19 protein-coding genes and 1 tRNA gene are annotated in these 15,677 nt (G+C 66.1%); 8 read left to right on the top strand and 12 right to left on the bottom strand.

Annotated elements, in window-relative coordinates; genetic code table 11:
- Positions 1 to 7 precede the first annotated feature (7 nt).
- Both rpmA and cgtA read left to right on the top strand, forming a co-directional pair.
- Complete coding sequence (gene rpmA, locus L3V18_RS12510) at positions 8 to 268, top strand: 50S ribosomal protein L27 (RefSeq protein ID WP_237055383.1); 261 nt, start codon at positions 8 to 10, stop codon at positions 266 to 268.
- Positions 269 to 453: 185 nt separating this feature from the next.
- Complete coding sequence (gene cgtA, locus L3V18_RS12505; protein WP_237055381.1) at positions 454 to 1,530, top strand: Obg family GTPase CgtA; 1,077 nt, start codon at positions 454 to 456, stop codon at positions 1,528 to 1,530.
- A 263-nt stretch (positions 1,531 to 1,793) separates the two neighbouring features.
- On the opposite strand, the gene rpsT is transcribed toward cgtA, so the two are convergent.
- Positions 1,794 to 2,063 carry a 30S ribosomal protein S20 gene (gene rpsT / locus L3V18_RS12500; protein ID WP_237055380.1) on the bottom strand — a complete coding sequence of 90 codons (270 nt, stop codon included), beginning with the start codon at positions 2,061 to 2,063 and terminating at the stop codon, positions 1,794 to 1,796.
- A gap of 290 nt (positions 2,064 to 2,353) precedes the next feature.
- Here rpsT and murJ point away from each other — a divergent pair, with 290 nt between their 5' ends.
- The 6 genes from murJ (at position 2,354) to L3V18_RS12470 (ending at position 9,548) form a co-directional block, all read left to right on the top strand.
- Entirely contained in the window at positions 2,354 to 3,895 is a 1,542-nt protein-coding gene (gene murJ / locus L3V18_RS12495; RefSeq protein ID WP_237055378.1) for a murein biosynthesis integral membrane protein MurJ, read from the top strand.
- Between the two features lie 51 nt (positions 3,896 to 3,946).
- Positions 3,947 to 4,972, top strand: coding sequence for a bifunctional riboflavin kinase/FAD synthetase (locus tag L3V18_RS12490; RefSeq protein WP_237055376.1), 1,026 nt, complete (start codon positions 3,947 to 3,949; stop codon positions 4,970 to 4,972).
- A gap of 6 nt (positions 4,973 to 4,978) precedes the next feature.
- A complete protein-coding gene (gene ileS / locus L3V18_RS12485; protein ID WP_237055374.1) occupies positions 4,979 to 7,828 on the top strand; it encodes an isoleucine--tRNA ligase in 2,850 nt (949 codons plus the stop codon).
- Between the two features lie 13 nt (positions 7,829 to 7,841).
- Entirely contained in the window at positions 7,842 to 8,354 is a 513-nt protein-coding gene (gene lspA, locus L3V18_RS12480) for a signal peptidase II (RefSeq protein WP_237055372.1), read from the top strand.
- A gap of 38 nt (positions 8,355 to 8,392) precedes the next feature.
- Positions 8,393 to 9,358, top strand: coding sequence for a 4-hydroxy-3-methylbut-2-enyl diphosphate reductase (gene ispH / locus L3V18_RS12475; protein WP_237055370.1), 966 nt, complete (start codon positions 8,393 to 8,395; stop codon positions 9,356 to 9,358).
- Positions 9,359 to 9,472: 114 nt separating this feature from the next.
- Positions 9,473 to 9,548: transfer RNA gene (locus tag L3V18_RS12470), tRNA-Thr, on the top strand.
- Positions 9,549 to 9,694: 146 nt separating this feature from the next.
- On the opposite strand, the gene L3V18_RS12465 is transcribed toward L3V18_RS12470, so the two are convergent.
- The 11 genes from L3V18_RS12465 to L3V18_RS12425 all read right to left on the bottom strand — a co-directional run bounded on the left by L3V18_RS12465 (position 9,695) and on the right by L3V18_RS12425 (position 15,478).
- Positions 9,695 to 10,021: a DUF3658 domain-containing protein gene (locus tag L3V18_RS12465; RefSeq protein ID WP_237055368.1), complete on the bottom strand. Its 327-nt coding sequence runs from the start codon at positions 10,019 to 10,021 to the stop codon at positions 9,695 to 9,697.
- A 74-nt stretch (positions 10,022 to 10,095) separates the two neighbouring features.
- Entirely contained in the window at positions 10,096 to 10,506 is a 411-nt protein-coding gene (locus L3V18_RS12460) for a hypothetical protein (RefSeq protein ID WP_237055366.1), read from the bottom strand.
- A 138-nt stretch (positions 10,507 to 10,644) separates the two neighbouring features.
- Positions 10,645 to 11,046 (bottom strand): NAD(+)--rifampin ADP-ribosyltransferase, encoded by a 402-nt coding sequence (gene arr / locus L3V18_RS12455; RefSeq protein WP_237055364.1) that lies wholly within the window; start codon positions 11,044 to 11,046, stop codon positions 10,645 to 10,647.
- Positions 11,047 to 11,326: 280 nt separating this feature from the next.
- Positions 11,327 to 11,686 carry a VOC family protein gene (locus L3V18_RS12450; RefSeq protein ID WP_237055361.1) on the bottom strand — a complete coding sequence of 120 codons (360 nt, stop codon included), beginning with the start codon at positions 11,684 to 11,686 and terminating at the stop codon, positions 11,327 to 11,329.
- A gap of 270 nt (positions 11,687 to 11,956) precedes the next feature.
- Positions 11,957 to 12,466 (bottom strand): HIT family protein, encoded by a 510-nt coding sequence (locus L3V18_RS12445; protein WP_237055360.1) that lies wholly within the window; start codon positions 12,464 to 12,466, stop codon positions 11,957 to 11,959.
- Positions 12,467 to 12,525: 59 nt separating this feature from the next.
- Positions 12,526 to 13,074, bottom strand: coding sequence for a hypothetical protein (locus L3V18_RS12440; protein WP_237055358.1), 549 nt, complete (start codon positions 13,072 to 13,074; stop codon positions 12,526 to 12,528).
- 55 nt (positions 13,075 to 13,129) lie between these two features.
- The gene (locus L3V18_RS12435; RefSeq protein WP_237055356.1) at positions 13,130 to 13,435 is read right to left on the bottom strand and encodes a hypothetical protein; all 306 of its coding nucleotides are present in this window, start codon (positions 13,433 to 13,435) and stop codon (positions 13,130 to 13,132) included.
- 65 nt (positions 13,436 to 13,500) lie between these two features.
- Positions 13,501 to 13,911, bottom strand: a complete 411-nt coding sequence (locus L3V18_RS19475; RefSeq protein ID WP_425493525.1) for a DUF6228 family protein — start codon at positions 13,909 to 13,911, stop codon at positions 13,501 to 13,503.
- A gap of 57 nt (positions 13,912 to 13,968) precedes the next feature.
- Positions 13,969 to 14,337 carry an STY0301 family protein gene (locus L3V18_RS19470; protein WP_425493531.1) on the bottom strand — a complete coding sequence of 123 codons (369 nt, stop codon included), beginning with the start codon at positions 14,335 to 14,337 and terminating at the stop codon, positions 13,969 to 13,971.
- A 180-nt stretch (positions 14,338 to 14,517) separates the two neighbouring features.
- Positions 14,518 to 14,940 (bottom strand): hypothetical protein, encoded by a 423-nt coding sequence (locus L3V18_RS12430; RefSeq protein WP_237055354.1) that lies wholly within the window; start codon positions 14,938 to 14,940, stop codon positions 14,518 to 14,520.
- A 271-nt stretch (positions 14,941 to 15,211) separates the two neighbouring features.
- On the bottom strand, positions 15,212 to 15,478 hold the full coding sequence (locus L3V18_RS12425; RefSeq protein ID WP_237055352.1) for a hypothetical protein: 267 nt from the start codon (positions 15,476 to 15,478) through the stop codon (positions 15,212 to 15,214).
- Positions 15,479 to 15,677: the final 199 nt, after the last annotated feature.

Here is a 15,677-nt window from a genome sequence, read left to right as displayed (position 1 = left end):
AGCAGTCATGGCACACAAAAAGGGCGTAGGCTCCACCCGCAACGGCCGCGACTCCAACCCGAAGTACCTGGGCGTCAAGATCTACGGCGGCCAGGCGATCGAGGCCGGCAACATCATCGTCCGCCAGCGCGGCACCCAGTTCCATCCGGGCAGCGGTGTCGGCCTGGGGCGCGACCACACGCTGTATGCGTTGGTCGACGGCAAGGTCGAGTTTTCGACCAAGGGCCCGAAGAAGCGCCGTACCGTCAGCATCGTCGCTGCCGAGTAAGCGCAGGCGGCCGGCGCCGCGCGCCGCTGCCGGAAAGGCCCCGCCTCGGCGGGGCTTTTCGTTTCGGGGGTGGGGAAGACGGTGTCGCCCGGGGTTTTTCTCCGCGTTTGCGCCGACAATGCTGCCGCCGCACCAGTTTTTCCGAGTCCCGAGTCCTGCTCCAGGCACCGAATCCAGAGCCCGCAATGAAACTTGTAGACGAAGCCGAAATCCAGGTCATCGCGGGCAACGGCGGCAATGGTTGCGTTGGGTTCCGCCGCGAGAAATTCATCCCGCTGGGTGGCCCCGACGGCGGCGACGGCGGCGACGGCGGCAGCGTCTGGCTCGTCGCCGACGAGAATCTCAACACCCTGGTCGATTTCCGCCACCAGAAGACCTTCCGTGCGCAGCGTGGCGAGAACGGCATGGGCCGGCAGATGTACGGCAAGGCCGGCGAGGACACCGTGATCACCGTGCCGGTCGGCACCGTGGTGACCAATGTCGAGACCGATGAGGTCATCGGCGACATGACCCGCCACGGCGACCGCCTGCTGGTGGCCAAGGGTGGCAAGGGCGGGCTGGGCAACATGCACTTCAAGAGTTCGGTCAACCGTGCGCCGCGCAAGGCGCTGCCGGGCCTGCCGGGCGAGGAGCGGGTGCTGAAGCTGGAACTGAAACTGCTGGCCGACGTCGGCCTGCTGGGTTTCCCGAACGCCGGCAAGAGCACGCTGATCCGGGCGGTGTCGGCGGCGACGCCGAAGGTCGCCGACTATCCGTTCACCACGTTGTATCCGAACCTGGGCGTGGTCAGCGTGGAGCCGCATCGCAGCTTCGTGATCGCCGACATTCCCGGGCTGATCGAAGGCGCGGCCGACGGTGCCGGCCTCGGTGCCCAGTTCCTGCGCCACCTGCAGCGCACGCGTCTGTTGCTGCACCTGGTCGACATGGCGCCCATGGAAGGCGGCGTGGAGGGCGTCAGCCCGGCCGAGCAGGTGCGGGCGATCGAGCGCGAGCTCGGCCGGCACGACCCTGAACTGCTGGAGAAGCCGCGCTGGCTGGTGTTGAACAAGGCCGATCTGCTGCTCGAGGAGGAGCAGGACGAAGCTGCGCAGGCGATCATCGACGAACTCGGCTGGAAGGATCGCTGGTACAAGGTGTCGGCGATCGGTCGTGAAGGGACCTGGCAGGTGATGCTCGACGTGATGGCGTTTTTCGACCGGCAGGCCGAGGAGGCGGCGGAAGCCGCGGCCGAGGCGACGGCTTCGGGTCGGCAGGACGCCTGAGCTGCGCCGCTGGCGCCCCCCGTGCGCGCCGGCATGCGCGGGGCGTGCACACGACCGTGGGAGCGGCGCAAGCCTGGATCGGACCTCACCCATGAGAGCTTCATCGCAGCTTGCTGCGCGCTTATGTGCCGGAACAAGCCTGTCCCGGGGCGGGCGCGCCTTGAAGCAGGGGGGCGGTGGTGGCCGGGCAACAAAAAAGCCGGCGGATGCCGGCTTTCTTGCCTGCGGGCCGGGACAGTGGACGCCCGGGCGCGGGATCGACCTCAGGCGGCCTTGAGCGCCTTGATGCGCGCGTTCAGACGGCTCTTGTGGCGAGCGGCCTTGTTCTTGTGGATCAGGCCACGTGCGCTGTAACGGTCGAGGATCGGTTGGGCGGCCTTGAAGGCGGTTTCGGCGCCGGCGGCGTCGTTCTCGCCCAGGGCCTTGAGCACCTTCTTGACGTAGGTGCGCAGCATCGAACGCTGGCTGGCGTTACGGGCGTTGCGCACGACGGTCTGCTTGGCGCGCTTCTTGGCGGACTTGATGTTAGCCACGGCGGAATCCTGGAATATTTTGGAATCGGAACTGGAAAGAAGGACTTGCGGACCGCGAACCCCGGGAGTCTGGCACCGGCAGGACTTGATCCAGGCAAGTAGACAGGAAATTATGGTCAATTCAGTGGCTTGCGTCAACAGCGGCGGCCGGAGGAATTCTTTTGTCTGAAAAGATCGTTCAGGACGCCCGGGCGTCCGCTCTCGCGACGCCGGTCGCGCCGGGCGAGCCCGGACTGCCGCCAGGGGGGGCGCCGGATCCGGACCGGGGCGGCGGACGTGGCGGGCGCGGGATGCTGCGCTCGACCGCCGTGTTCAGCGTGATGACGTTCATCTCGCGCATCGCCGGATACGTCCGCGACGCGGTCACGGCGAGCCTGTTCGGCGCCGGCCCGGGGATGAGCGCCTTCGTCGTCGCCTACCGGATCCCGAACTATCTGCGCCGGATCTTCGCCGAGGGATCGTTCTCCTCGGCGTTCGTACCGGTGCTCTCGGAGCTGAAGGAAAAGGGCGACCAGAAGGCGCTGCAGGACCTGCTCGACCACGTCGCCGGCGCGCTTTTCGCGGCGGTGGTGGTGGTCAGCGGCCTGGGCATGCTGGCCGCACCGTGGGTCGCGCAGCTGTTCCTGGCGCTGGCGCCGCCGGGGACCGAGACTGTCCCGCTGGCCGCCGAAATGCTGCGGATCACCTTTCCCTACCTGGTGTTCATCTCGATGACGGCGCTGGCCGGCGGCGTGCTGAACAGCTTCCGCCACTTCGGCCTGCCGGCGCTGACGCCGGTCCTGCATAACCTGGCGATGATCGCGGCGATGCTGCTGCTGGCCGGACACCTGGAGGTGCCCGAGGCCTCGATGGCCTGGGGCGTGCTGGCGGCCGGCATCCTGCAGGTGCTGGTGCTGTGGCCGGCGATGGGCCGGCTGGGGCTGCGTCCGCGGTTGCGCTTCGATTTCCGCCACGAGGGCGTGCGCCGGGTCGGCCGGCTGATGCTGCCGACGGTGTTTTCTTCCTCGGTCGCCCAGGTGAACGTGCTGGTCGGGACGATGTTCGCCGCGCTGCTGGTGCCGGCCGCGCAGTCGTGGCTGTATTACTCCGACCGCCTGACCGAGCTGCCGCTGGGCCTGTTCGGCGTCGCGATCGGCACGGTGATCCTGCCGCAGCTGTCGCGCCATCACGCCGCCAACGACGAGGCCGGTTACTCGAAGTCGCTGGACTGGGGGCTGCGGATCGTGCTGCTGATCGGCATCCCGGCCGCACTGGGGCTGGCGCTGCTGGCCGAGCCGTTGACCGCATCGCTGTTCCAGCGCCGCGCATTCACCGCGGAGGATTCGCGGATGGTCGGCATCGCGCTGACCGCGATGAGCGTCGGCATCCCGACCTTCATGCTCAGCAAGGTGCTGCTGCCGGCCTTCTACGCCCGCCAGGACACCCGCACGCCGATGCGCGCGGCGCTGATCACCGTGGTCGCCAACGTGCTGTTGACGGTCGCGCTGGTGACGCCGTTGTGGATGCTGGGGGTGGCGGAGGCGCATGTCGGCATCGCCGCAGCGACCGCGCTGGCCGGGATACTGAACGCCGCCCTGTTGTGGCGATACCTGCGACGGCAGGGGCTGTACACGCCCGAGCCGGGCTGGGGACGCTGGCTGTTGCGGATCGCGGTGGCGCTGCTGGCGATGACCGTCGCGGTGGTCGCGATCCGCGGGTACGTCGGAGCGTGGGGGCTGCTGTCGATGGGCTGGCGCTGGGTGTGGCTGCTGGTGGCGGTGGCGGCCGGCGGCGCGGCCTACGCCGCGACCCTGCTGCTGCTCGGCCTGCGTCCGCGCCATCTGCGCCATTGACGCTCCGGACCGGCCGGCAGCGGGGGCGGCGCGTATATACTGCAGGGTTCTATGAGCAGGCTGTTCCGTGACGTCGATGGCGGGCCCCGGTGCCCGCACGGCAGTGTGGTCTGCATCGGCGCCTTCGACGGCCTGCACCTGGGCCATCGGGCACTGGTGCGCCATGCTGTCGCGCGCTCGCGTGCGATCGGCGGCGCGCCCGCCCCCGGTCCGCATGGTGGCGGCCTGCCGGCGGTCGCGCTCAGCTTCGAACCGCTGCCGCGCGAGTTCTTCGCCCCGCAGGCGCCGCCGCCGCGGCTGTTGTCGCCGCGGGCCAAGGTCGAGGGCCTGTGCGAACTCGGCGCCGACCAGGTGGGACTGCTGCGCTTCGATGCGCGCCTGAGCGGACTGGATGCGGAAACCTTCATCGAGCGCGTGTTGGTCGAGCATCTGCGCGCCCGCGAGATCTGGGTCGGTCCCGGCTTCCGTTTCGGCAGGGCGCGCGGCGGCGACATCGAGTTGCTGCACCGTGTCGGCCGCGAGCGCGGTTTCGTCGCCGGCGAGATCGAGCCGGTGATGCTGGACGGCGAACGGGTTTCGAGCACGCGCATCCGGGCCGCCCTGCAGGATGGCGCGTTCGAGGCGGCGACGAGGATGCTCGGGCGTCCATACGCGATCGGCGGCCGGGTCGTGCGCGGTCGCCAGCTCGGACGCACGCTGGGCTATCCGACCGCCAACATCCGCTTCGGTGGCCGGACTCCGGCGCTGTCCGGCATCTACGCGACCTGGGTGCATGGCGTGGGCGCGGAGCCGATGGCGTCGGTGTCCAGCCTCGGTACCCGGCCGACGGTGGACGGCGTGGAGCCGCTGCTCGAAGCCCATCTGTTCGACTTCGACGGCGACCTGTACGGGCGCAGGATCGAGGTCGAGTTCGTCGCCAAGCTGCGCGACGAGGAAAGATTCGACGATCTGCCGGCGCTGGTCGCGCAGATGCACCGCGACGCCGAACGGGCGCGCGGAATCCTTGCCCGTTCGTCCCGCAGCAACGGCCCGCATTCCCGGATGCGGACTTCCCTCAAAGAACCTTCCTTCGAATAGGTCCCCGTGAGCCAGGATTACAAAGCCACCCTGCAGTTGCCCGCCACCGAGTTTCCGATGCGTGGCGACCTGCCCAGGCGCGAGCCCGGGATCCTGGAGCGCTGGGAGTCCGAGGGGCTGTACGCGCGCCTGCGCGAGCACGCGGCAGGCCGTCCGCTGTTCGTGCTGCACGACGGTCCGCCGTACGCGAACGGCGCGATCCACCTCGGACACGCGGTCAACAAGATCCTCAAGGACATCATCGTCAAGTCCAGGCATATGGCGGGCTTCGACGCGCCATACGTGCCGGGCTGGGACTGCCACGGCCTGCCGATCGAGATCGCGATCGAGAAGAAGTACGGCAAGGTCGGGGTCAAGCTCGATGCGGTCGAGTTCCGCCAGAAGTGCCGTGAGTACGCCGAGTCGCAGATCGAGATCCAGCGCCGCGACTTCAAGCGGCTGGGCGTGATCGGCGACTGGGACAACCCGTACAAGACCCTCGATTTCCGTTTCGAGGCCAACGAGATGCGTGCGCTCGCGCGGATCATCGACAACGGCCACCTGACCCGCGGCGTGAAGCCGGTGCACTGGTGCTTCGACTGCGGATCGGCGCTGGCCGAGGCCGAGATCGAGTACCAGGACAAGGTGTCGCCGGCGATCGACGTCGCCTACGCGGCGCGCGATCCGCAGGCGCTGGCACGGGCGTTCGGGGTCGAGTTGCCCGACGGCGTCGAGATCGCGGTGCCGATCTGGACCACCACGCCGTGGACGCTGCCGGCCTCGCTGGCGGTGTCGATCGGTCCCGAGCTGGAGTACGCGCTGGTCGAAGGCCCCGCCCACGACGGCCGCCGCCGCTGGCTGGTACTGGCCGACGCGCTGGCCGCGGCCGCGCTGAAGCGTTACGGCGTCGACGAACCGGTCGTGCACGGCCGCGTCGCCGGCACGGCGCTGGAGAACCTCGTCCTCGCGCATCCGTTCTACGCGACCCGCGACATCCCGCTGATCCTCGGCGATCACGTGTCCGCCGAAGACGGCACCGGTGCCGTGCACACCGCGCCCGGTCACGGCCAGGAGGACTATGCGGCCAGCAAGCAGTACGGTCTGATCGAGAAGTACAAGGCCGCCGAGATCAACCCGGTCGACGGCCGCGGCGTCTACCTGCCGTCGACGCCGCCGGCCGATGGCCACGCGCTGGCCGGCCTGCACATCTGGAAGGCCAACGACGTCATCGTCGACGCGCTGCGCGAGAACGGCTCGCTGCTCGCGTTCGCCAGGCTCGAACACAGCTACCCGCACTGCTGGCGCCACAAGACGCCGATCGCGTTCCGCGCGACGCCGCAGTGGTTCATCTCGATGGAGCAGGCGAACCTGCGCGGCGACGCGCTGGAGGCGATCAAGAGCGTCGGCTGGTTCCCGAAATGGGGCCAGGCGCGCATCGCCGGCATGGTCGAAGGACGTCCGGACTGGACGATCTCGCGCCAGCGCACCTGGGGCGTGCCGATCGCGCTGTTCGTGCACCGCCAGACCGGCGAGCCGCACCCCCGCAGCAGCGAGTTGATGCGTGCGGTCGCGGAACGGGTCGAGCAGGGCGGCGTCGATGTCTGGTACACCCTCGACGCGGCCGAGCTGCTCGGCGACGAGGCCGCCGAGTACGAGAAGATCACCGACATCCTCGATGTCTGGTTCGATTCCGGCGTCACCCACGAGGGCGTGCTCGTCGAGCGTGGCTTCGGCAAGCCGGCCGACCTCTACCTGGAAGGCTCCGACCAGCACCGCGGCTGGTTCCAGTCCTCGCTGCTGACCGGCGTGGCGATGGACAGGACGGCGCCGTACAGGCAGTGCCTGACCCACGGCTTCACCGTGGACGAGAAGGGCCGCAAGATGTCCAAGTCGCTCGGCAACGGCATCGAGCCGCAGGACATCATGAAGACGCTGGGCGCCGACATCCTGCGCCTGTGGATCGCTTCGGCCGACTACAGCAACGAGATGTCGCTGTCGCAGGAGATCCTCAAGCGCAACGCCGACGCCTACCGCCGCATCCGCAACACCGCCCGCTTCCTGCTCGCCAACCTGCATGGCTTCGAGCCGGCCGTGCACCTGCGCGCGCTCGACGGCGCGTCCGATGGAGGGATGGTCGCGCTGGATCGCTGGATCGTGCACCGCGCCTGGGAAGTGCAGGAGAAGATCAAGGCCGCCTACGAGCGCTACGACTTCGCCGAGATCGTGCAGCTGCTGCTGAACTTCTGCAGCGTCGATCTCGGTTCGGTCTACCTCGACATCACCAAGGACCGCCTGTACACGATGCAGGAGGATTCCGACGGCCGCCGCTCGGCGCAGAGCGCGATGTACCGCATCGCCGAGGCCTTCGTGCGCTGGATCGCGCCGGTGCTGAGCTTCACTGCCGACGAACTGTGGGGCTACCTGCCGAAGCCGGCGGACGGTCAGCGCCTCGGCAACGTGCTGTTCGCGACCTGGTACGACGGACTGGCGCCGCTGCCTGCGGACGCCCCGCTGTCGGCGGCCCGGTTCGACCGCCTGCTGGCGCTGCGCGAACAGGTCAGCGCGGTGCTCGAACCGATGCGCGCCGCCGGCGAGATCGGCGCGGCGCTCGAGGCCGAGGTGGTGCTGAAGGTGGGCGACGACGAACGCGCCTGGCTGGCGCCGCTGACGGACGAGCTGCGGTTCCTGTTCATCAGCGGGGACGTCAGCGTCGAGGCCGGTGCCGGCGAAGTGACGGCGGCGCGTACCGGCAAGTCCAAGTGCGTGCGGTGCTGGCATTACCGCGACGACGTCGGCTCGAACGCGGAGCACCCGCAGTTGTGCGGGCGCTGCGCGAGCAATGTCGACGGCAGCGGCGAAGTCCGCAAGTGGTTCTGAGGAGCGGCCCGCGATGACTCCGTCCCGTCCCGTTCCCAATGCGCTGTCCTGGCTGCTCGTGTCGGTGGCCGTGATCGCCCTCGACCAGCTCACCAAATGGTGGGTGCTGACGTCGCTGCCCGAATACACCGCGATCCCGGTGATCGATGGCTTCTGGAACTGGTACCGCACCTACAACACCGGTGCTGCGTTCAGCTTCCTCAGCGACGCCGGGGGCTGGCAGAAGTACTTTTTCCTCGTACTCGCGGTGGCGATCAGCGGACTGCTCGGCTGGTGGCTGTCGCGCACGCCGCGCCGCGACTGGCGCACCGCGCTGCCGTATGCGCTGGTGATCGGCGGCGCGATCGGCAACGTGATCGACCGCTTGCTTCACGGCCACGTGGTCGACTTCATCCAGTGGTACTGGCGCGACTGGTACTGGCCGGCATTCAACATCGCCGACTCGGCGATCGTCGTCGGCGCGATCGGCATCGCCCTGCTGGGCATGTTCGGGCCCAGGGACGCAGCAGCGGTGGAGCGGGGCTGACACCTCCCGTTGGCCTGCCGGGGAGTACAATCACCGCCATGGACGTACTTCTCGCCAATCCCCGTGGTTTCTGTGCCGGCGTCGACCGCGCGATCGAGATCGTCAAACGCGCGCTGGAGACGCTGGGCGCGCCGATCTACGTCCGCCACGAGGTCGTCCACAATCGCTTCGTGGTCGAGGACCTGCGTCACCGCGGTGCGATCTTCGTCGAGGAACTCGACGAGGTCCCCGACGGCGCGACCGTGATCTTCAGCGCCCATGGCGTCTCGCAGGCGGTCCGCGCCGAGGCCGCGCAGCGCGGGCTCAAGGTGTTCGATGCGACCTGCCCGCTGGTGACCAAGGTCCACTTCGAGGTGGCGCGTCACTGCCGTGCCGGCCGCGACGTGATCCTGATCGGGCACGCTGGCCATCCCGAGGTCGAAGGTACGATGGGCCAGTGGCGGCGCGAGGCGGGCGACGGGCCAGCTTCAAAAGGGCAAATCTACCTGGTCGAGGACATCGACGATGTCGAGGCGCTGCAGGTCGGCCAGCCCGAGAACCTCGCGTATACCACCCAGACCACCCTGTCGGTCGACGACACCAAGGCGGTGATCGACGCCCTGCGCCGGCGCTTCCCCGCGATCCAGGGGCCGAAGAACGACGACATCTGCTATGCGACGCAGAACCGCCAGGATGCCGTGCGCGAACTCGCCGCCCGCTGCGACCTGGTCCTCGTGGTGGGGTCGGTCAACAGCTCCAACTCCAACCGGCTGCGCGAGCTGGCCGAGCGCGAGGGCACCCAGGCCTACCTGATCGACGGCGCGGTCGAGATCGACCCGCGCTGGGTGCGGGGACGGCGCAAGGTCGGCGTGACCGCCGGTGCGTCGGCTCCCGAGGTGCTGGTCCGCGGCGTGATCGAGCGCCTGCGCGAGCTCGGTGCCGCCCACGTCGCCGAACTCGACGGCGAGCCGGAGAGCATGGTGTTCGCGCTGCCCAAGGAACTGCGCCTGCAACTGGTCGATTGAGCCGGGGCGAACGGGGGCGCCGGCGCCGAATTGACCGCCACCCGCCCGCGCCCTAGAATCCTCCTCCCTGCGCTCGTATGCGACGTTCACGACGCTGCAGCGGCCAAGGCTCCCGCCGGAGTAGCTCAGTTGGTAGAGCACGTCATTCGTAATGATGGGGTCGTAGGTTCGATTCCTATCTCCGGCACCAGATGACGGATCCAGCCCGTCCCGCGACGATCTGGAACCAGTACGGAAAACCCCGCGCCTGCGGGGTTTTTTGTTGCCCGTCCCTTTGCCAGGGAGGGCAGCACTCCGGCCAGGCTCCGATGAGAAGGGCCCCGCCGGTCCCAGCAGTCAGGACTCAGCAGTCGTGACCCTGCCGGGAAGACGGACTTCGCTGTAGCGCATGCGCGAAAGAGAGCCCCGGGATTCCAGGGCGCCATCGGCGACAAGCTGTCGAACGCGCTGCGCGTAGTAGGCATCCGGGACGCCGACCACGTGAGCCGGACCGGTCATCGAGCAAGCGACCAGGAAGGCGACCTTCCGCCACCGGGCATCGGCGGCGGTCAGCAATGCCGCGTCCATCGCCTGGATCCGGTCTGGGCTCAATGCGGCGATCAGCGCCAGCTCCGCGGATTCCAGCGATCTGTCGGCCGGCTCATGATCCTCGATCTTCGACATGAACGTGCTCCTGAAATCCGGACAAGACCTGGTGCTTCCGCGGTGTCGTTGCGGAGCACTGTCGCGCTGCAGCGTCATCGCTCCTGATCGAGCCCGCAGGTTCTGCCGATGAGGTCGATCGCATCCGTGTCGAGGCGACTGGCCGGTGGAAGGCGGGCATCCCAGGCGCGTTGCAGCAGCCTCCGGACCATCGCTCCGTCCGCTATCGAGCGTAGCGGCGAGGCGTCCGGCAGGGATACGGAGCCGCGTCCGTCATCTATCGGCCTCTCGGCCTGCGGGAACGAACTGGATCGGAGCCGGGCCGTCACCTCCGCAGGATCGAACGTGCCGGCCTCTATCCGGACCTGCTGGGGCAGCGCGGCATAGGCAATCGTGCCGCCGCCATCCTCGTGTACCGTGAGCCGGCAGCCCCCATGCGGAAAGTCCACCGAAAGGGTGCTTCCGCCGGAAGCCAGTGCGAGAGTCATGAAGAGCAGCATGTCCATGTTCGACCTCGGTTCGGGGGCGGCCAGGCCCATCGGGCCGATGGAGTGGGACCCGCGTCCGTGTCCACTCTATCGAAACGGGAAGCGGTGCACCGAGTCCAACGACTACCACCACGGATCTAACCAGATGCGGGGGGCTCATTCATCGATGGCCTCGATGCCGAGCCGCTCGAGATGCTGGAGATGGTCCCGCATTTCCCGGAGCTGCGCAGGGGAGTGGCCCACCCAGTCCTGGACCTCGCCGATGACGCGCAGCGCGCCGAGCGAGCGGTACGAGCGCGTGGGATTGCCGGGGAACCGCTTGTCCGTCAGGTTCGGGTCGTCTTCGATGGATCCCGTGGGCTCCACGATATAGATCCGGCCGCGTCCCGTTCCGGCCGCCAGCTCGGCGCCCCAGATGGCGGCATCCAGGGTGGCGCTCAGATAGACGAAGTTCGCCGGCTTCCTCTGCCCGTAATTGGAGGCGTAGCCAGGTTCGATCAGGTCGCCTGCCTCCAGGCTGGCCTTGGTGCCGTGGTAGTACGTCTGCGCATCGGTCATCGTCCTGCTCGGTGTCCTGCCGTCTTGGCAGGTCGGCGATGCTGCATCACGGCCAGGGCCTTGCCGCAAGCCCCCGGGCGTTATATAAATTGGCAGTGGGAGGCGCGACGCGCCTCCCTTTCTTTTTCCAGGCCGGCGTTTTCTCCTGAGGAGTGCAAGCGATCCCACGACGCTGCATGCCAGCGCTGTCCATGGAGGGCAGTCCTGAAGGAGGGGGTGAACACTCCGCCGATCCATGGCTGTCGGCGCCATGCCGCGAGCCTGGCGCTGTCCGGCATGCTCATGCCGGAGGGAAAGGCCGTGACGGCGGCGTCGCCAGCGTTATGAGGTTGCCGTCGGGATCATGGAGCTGCGCCAGCGTCGAATAGTCTCCCGGGATATCGTCCCCTGGCGAAATCCCCAAGCCTTGCAGCCGGATGCGCTCGCTCGCGAGGTCATCGACGTAAAGAAACATCACGCCCTTGCCGGCGATTTCGTCGCTGCTCGAAAGCATCAACCCGCCCTGATCGAAGAGCTCCCACTGCACCAATGTGTCCATCGGCCGGTGATCCGGCCCGCGACCGAGCAGCTTCGTGTACCAGGCTTCAGCCGCGGCCAGATCCGTGGTGAGCAATGAGGTGTAGATCTTCTGCAGGTTCATCAGCTTTCCTCCAGGCCGGTCCCGACGAGACCGACGTCAGCGGCGACGACGAGCAGCCCAATTGTAGGAGGTGCGCGGGAAGGCGCCCAACCCCGCATATCTGGAGTTGAACCAAGCCGCGCCACGCGGCGGGATCGGACATGGAAAACTTTCCCTGCCGCTGTCCGGGCGGAACGAGGCGGTCCTGGTCCGAACACCCGTCAGGCCACTGCCCGCGGGCAGCAGGTCTGCCGCCGCCGAACGTCGGAGCCTGACACCACGGCAACCCGCCTACTCCGGCAGATTCGAGCGGATCAGGTTCACTGTTTCAGCAAGTTGCCTGGCGGAAACCCGGACCCGCTCTCGACGCTGTGCATCTCCGCGTGGATCATGCGCGATACCGGCTTCGCGTCCGGCGCCCTCGAATGTGGCGAGTTGAGGCGGGCCTATGCCCCAGTCGCTGCCCCTCTGCCGTGGCACGACATGGAAATGGAAGTGCGGCGTCTCCTGTCCGCTGAACACCCCGTTGTTCTGGAACGTAAGTATGCCCAGGGGGCGGTATGTCCGGACGAGCGCCTCTGCGACTCTTCTGGCCGCGACCAGTACGTCTGCGCACTCGTGGTCAGAAAGATCGAGCAGCATCGCGACATGCCGGCGCGTGATGACGCAACACTGGCCAACCTCGAACTGCCACGGGTTGATCACCGTCAAAGTATGTTCGCTCTCGTCTATGACCTTCCATCCTTCCTCGCGAGCTGCCACGCAGAGGTCGCAAGGATCTTTCACCGGAAGCTCGATCATCCTCCTTCTCCCATCGATGGGTTTGACCACGGCAGGTCGCCGTGAGTGAACTGCCAGATCTAGGGCCGGAACACGTAAAGCACATCCTCTTTCATGCGACCCAGCATCTCGCCGGTAACTTCCGTCGAGCGGACGATCTCGCGACCATTCAGCTGAATGCGACTTCCAACAGAACCGCTGTACATGTGAAGCAGGAGTCCGAGATGTGAAGTTCTGCCGGAGCCAAGGACCTCGCCAATGAAATCGACCCAGCAGGACAGGGTCTTCAGCTTGCTGGTGGCAGATGCCTCGGACGACGTGCGCAGATCTTCCTGCTTCTGAGCAAGCGCCCTCGCCACCTTCGCCTTGCTCCAGCCCTTTCTGAGCAGGCGCTGCTCCTGGGCCGACCAATCCGGAAGACGGTCGGAGTTCCGCAGGAGCGCCCCGAGCGGCGTGCCGCAGTCGCAGTACCCGGTAGTCGTGATGAAATACTGCTCATCCCCATGAAGTTGAGCCTCGACGCCTGGATTGGACAGCGGCTTGAGCTGCCTGCCGTATCCACGGGCCAGCGCATCGAGCGCGTCATGATCGGCCGATGCTGGAAGCACAGCGGTGATGTAGTGGCACATGGGCCCGTACTCCTGTCTGGCGGTGCCGCGAAGCGGCGTCGGCCTGGACGCCCCGTCAGGTCACTTTCCCGGAAAGGTGGTCGCACCACCCCGCAAGCGCCAAGGCTGCCGCGTCCCCTCGCTCCGGCAGGCGTCCGACTCCCATATGTTCTTCTGACAGTCGCTGCAGGTGTGTGGACAGCTCGATCTTAGAGGCGCCTCGGTGGAGCATTGCGAACACCGGCGGCAAATAGGAGGTGTACTCGTCACGGGCCGAGGGCGTGCCGGAGATGCCGATCGGGTCCCAGATGTAGTGCAGGACCTCGTCAATGGCGCGGTAGAGCGCCTGGTCCTCGGGGCTGAAACTGCGAGGTGGTTTCATGGAGCACCTAATGCCAAAAGTTTGAGCTGAGCCGCACCGTGGAACGGCGTCGGCCCGAAGGATTGCTACACGCTCGCCAATGCACTGAAGAAACGGCCGGCAGCCGTGGCAATACTCGGCAATTGCCCCAGTTCAGCGGTGATGTCGCTCGAAACGCACCACTCCTCGGGGCCCCCAAACTGCCTGTGCATTGAGATGGAGAACGTCACTATTCCCAGCGGAGAGCAACAGGCAGAAATGGACAGGTCGCCTTCCAGTGAAGAGCATTGCTCCGAATCTTTCCAAGGACTCTCGTAAGATGCGATTCGAGAGAAGAACTGGGCGAACTCCGATGGCTCCAAGGGGCAGTAGATATGCCGTACTGTGTATAACTCTGTGCTTCGGAGTTCTGCCGAGAACGCATATTCACTCGGGGCAAAGAACCGGAGCTCTTTGTCCGTCGACGTTGACCTTATGGAAAAGCTGACGTCTTCCATCGTTCCACATTCCTGGGTTAGACCGAGCCACGAAGCGGTGTTGGTTTGAACGGATTGTCAGGGGAGCGGTGCATCACATTGACTCCAACTTTGCTCAAGACCGCCAGGAGATTTTCTGAAGGAACATCTGCGCGTGGCGCCAACATGGTATGTGATGACCGCGGCGGAAGCAGTGTAAATGCATTGAACCCACACATCGGCGCCACTCGCGAACTCCCACACATACACGTTGCTTTGGGGTGCACGAATCGGTTGAGGTTGCAGGCGCTGCGTGGGGTGGCCGACAAAGACGGCCATATATTCAAGCTTGCGTGGCCCCTTGTACAAATGAACCGATGCCGCCCCAGGCGGAGTCTGGACGTGCTGTTCGTCCTCGATCGAAGCAGGACAGGAAAATGCCGCGCTCGCGAGAGCGGTCGCTGCCATCAGTGCAATCGCCATTCCAGCTCCCTGAGGTTCGTACCAAGAGCCGCGAAGCGGCTTCGACTTGAATGAACTGCCAGACGCCTGCTTCAACGACCTGTGGCCCAAGTGAGCGTGGCGTCCGGCTGGACGAACAGCCAGGACTCGGCTTCTATCGTCCGACAGATCATGCGATGAGCATTGCTATGCGACTTCATCTACATCCACATCTCTTGGTCGGCTTGAGCAGTGGAACGCCAGACTTATGACTGTTGGGAAGATGAAGCCCTTCAGGTAGGAGAGCGGGTGCCTGCCCTCAGTGAAGTCGACGGGCAAGTCGCCGAAATGCGCCCAGTACTGCGTGGCCACAAGGCCACCGATGCTGAACCACATCCCCCACAACGCCCAGCGTGCGCCAAAGACAACGAGCAGCAGGCTCACGGTGATGAGCGCACGACAGACCGATTGGACATAGTCGAAAAGAGCATGGGCGTTGTTGCCCGTCTCTAGATGCAGTTCGTAGAGCATCAGGCTGTGGTGGAAAACAAGCAGACCGGCCAGCACAAATATAACAAGCCGCAGGAACACACGAAGAACTGTCGTCCGAATCTCTGATGATGTGGTCATTTCAGATCTAAAAAACGAGTGCATGCTGAAGTTTGGGTGTCGTTCGGCGCGTCATTTCGTCGGGATGGTCGAACCATCGCTTCGTTTACCGCCCCACACGCTGTATGAGCGCAAGCCTTGAAGCCACGCCAGGGAGCGGATTAGGCCTGAGACCCCGGCAGGCACCGCCCGACGCGGATGATGGCAGGGCCACTGTTCGACAACCTGACGCCAATCAAGTCGCGCCGCGAAGCGGCGTCGGCTTGAATGAATTGGTGGATGGTAGGCCCAACTACCACCAGCCAAAGTGATTGGCAAACAGCCAAACCATGGCGACGAGGATGGCAATGCCAACACCACAGACCAGAAAAGCCTCGCCGGTACCAGACTCTTCGTACTCGCCAATGCCGACATGTGGAAAACGTCCGAATGAAATGACACGCCAGATCGGCCAGCCTATTGCCCACGCGACTGTGAGGAACAAGAGATCCCAGGCGAGCCAGAGCAAAAGTCGAGCGAGTAGGTAGAGCGGTCGTGCAGCAAGCTCTATCAGTTCCATTGCAGCTCCCCCTGCCGCCTAACGCCTTATGTCTTGGCTTTCCCCTACTGTAAGCGCCGAGAGCCCGGCGTACGCGCCCGATAACGCCTCGGTGTCAGCACCACCGTAATTCAGCAGGGGCCGCACGCCGGATCTCGCGCCCTGCGCCCGAACAGTTGATCGAGGTTGTCCTCGAACTGATAAGCGTGGGCCTCGGGCG

The sequence above is a fragment of the Marilutibacter chinensis genome (assembly GCF_021725675.1).
Taxonomy (GTDB): domain Bacteria; phylum Pseudomonadota; class Gammaproteobacteria; order Xanthomonadales; family Xanthomonadaceae; genus Marilutibacter; species Marilutibacter chinensis.
Note: the sequence above shows the minus strand (reverse complement) of the source record. Positions and strands in the feature narration are given on the sequence as shown.

Bases quoted from the DNA above. Each gene is read 5' to 3' on its own strand.
- rpmA (WP_237055383.1), top strand. From the start codon at position 8: ATGGCACACAAAAAGGGCGTAGGCTCCACCCGCAACGGCCGCGACTCC.
- cgtA (WP_237055381.1), top strand. From the start codon at position 454: ATGAAACTTGTAGACGAAGCCGAAATCCAGGTCATCGCGGGCAACGGC.
- murJ (WP_237055378.1), top strand. From the start codon at position 2,354: ATGCTGCGCTCGACCGCCGTGTTCAGCGTGATGACGTTCATCTCGCGC.
- L3V18_RS12490 (WP_237055376.1), top strand. From the start codon at position 3,947: ATGAGCAGGCTGTTCCGTGACGTCGATGGCGGGCCCCGGTGCCCGCAC.
- lspA (WP_237055372.1), top strand. From the start codon at position 7,842: ATGACTCCGTCCCGTCCCGTTCCCAATGCGCTGTCCTGGCTGCTCGTG.
- ispH (WP_237055370.1), top strand. From the start codon at position 8,393: ATGGACGTACTTCTCGCCAATCCCCGTGGTTTCTGTGCCGGCGTCGAC.
- L3V18_RS12465 (WP_237055368.1), bottom strand. From the start codon at position 10,021: ATGTCGAAGATCGAGGATCATGAGCCGGCCGACAGATCGCTGGAATCC.
- L3V18_RS12460 (WP_237055366.1), bottom strand. From the start codon at position 10,506: ATGGACATGCTGCTCTTCATGACTCTCGCACTGGCTTCCGGCGGAAGC.
- arr (WP_237055364.1), bottom strand. From the start codon at position 11,046: ATGACCGATGCGCAGACGTACTACCACGGCACCAAGGCCAGCCTGGAG.
- L3V18_RS12450 (WP_237055361.1), bottom strand. From the start codon at position 11,686: ATGAACCTGCAGAAGATCTACACCTCATTGCTCACCACGGATCTGGCC.
- L3V18_RS12445 (WP_237055360.1), bottom strand. From the start codon at position 12,466: ATGATCGAGCTTCCGGTGAAAGATCCTTGCGACCTCTGCGTGGCAGCT.
- L3V18_RS12440 (WP_237055358.1), bottom strand. From the start codon at position 13,074: ATGTGCCACTACATCACCGCTGTGCTTCCAGCATCGGCCGATCATGAC.
- L3V18_RS12435 (WP_237055356.1), bottom strand. From the start codon at position 13,435: ATGAAACCACCTCGCAGTTTCAGCCCCGAGGACCAGGCGCTCTACCGC.
- L3V18_RS19475 (WP_425493525.1), bottom strand. From the start codon at position 13,911: ATGGAAGACGTCAGCTTTTCCATAAGGTCAACGTCGACGGACAAAGAG.
- L3V18_RS19470 (WP_425493531.1), bottom strand. From the start codon at position 14,337: ATGGCAGCGACCGCTCTCGCGAGCGCGGCATTTTCCTGTCCTGCTTCG.
- L3V18_RS12430 (WP_237055354.1), bottom strand. From the start codon at position 14,940: ATGACCACATCATCAGAGATTCGGACGACAGTTCTTCGTGTGTTCCTG.
- L3V18_RS12425 (WP_237055352.1), bottom strand. From the start codon at position 15,478: ATGGAACTGATAGAGCTTGCTGCACGACCGCTCTACCTACTCGCTCGA.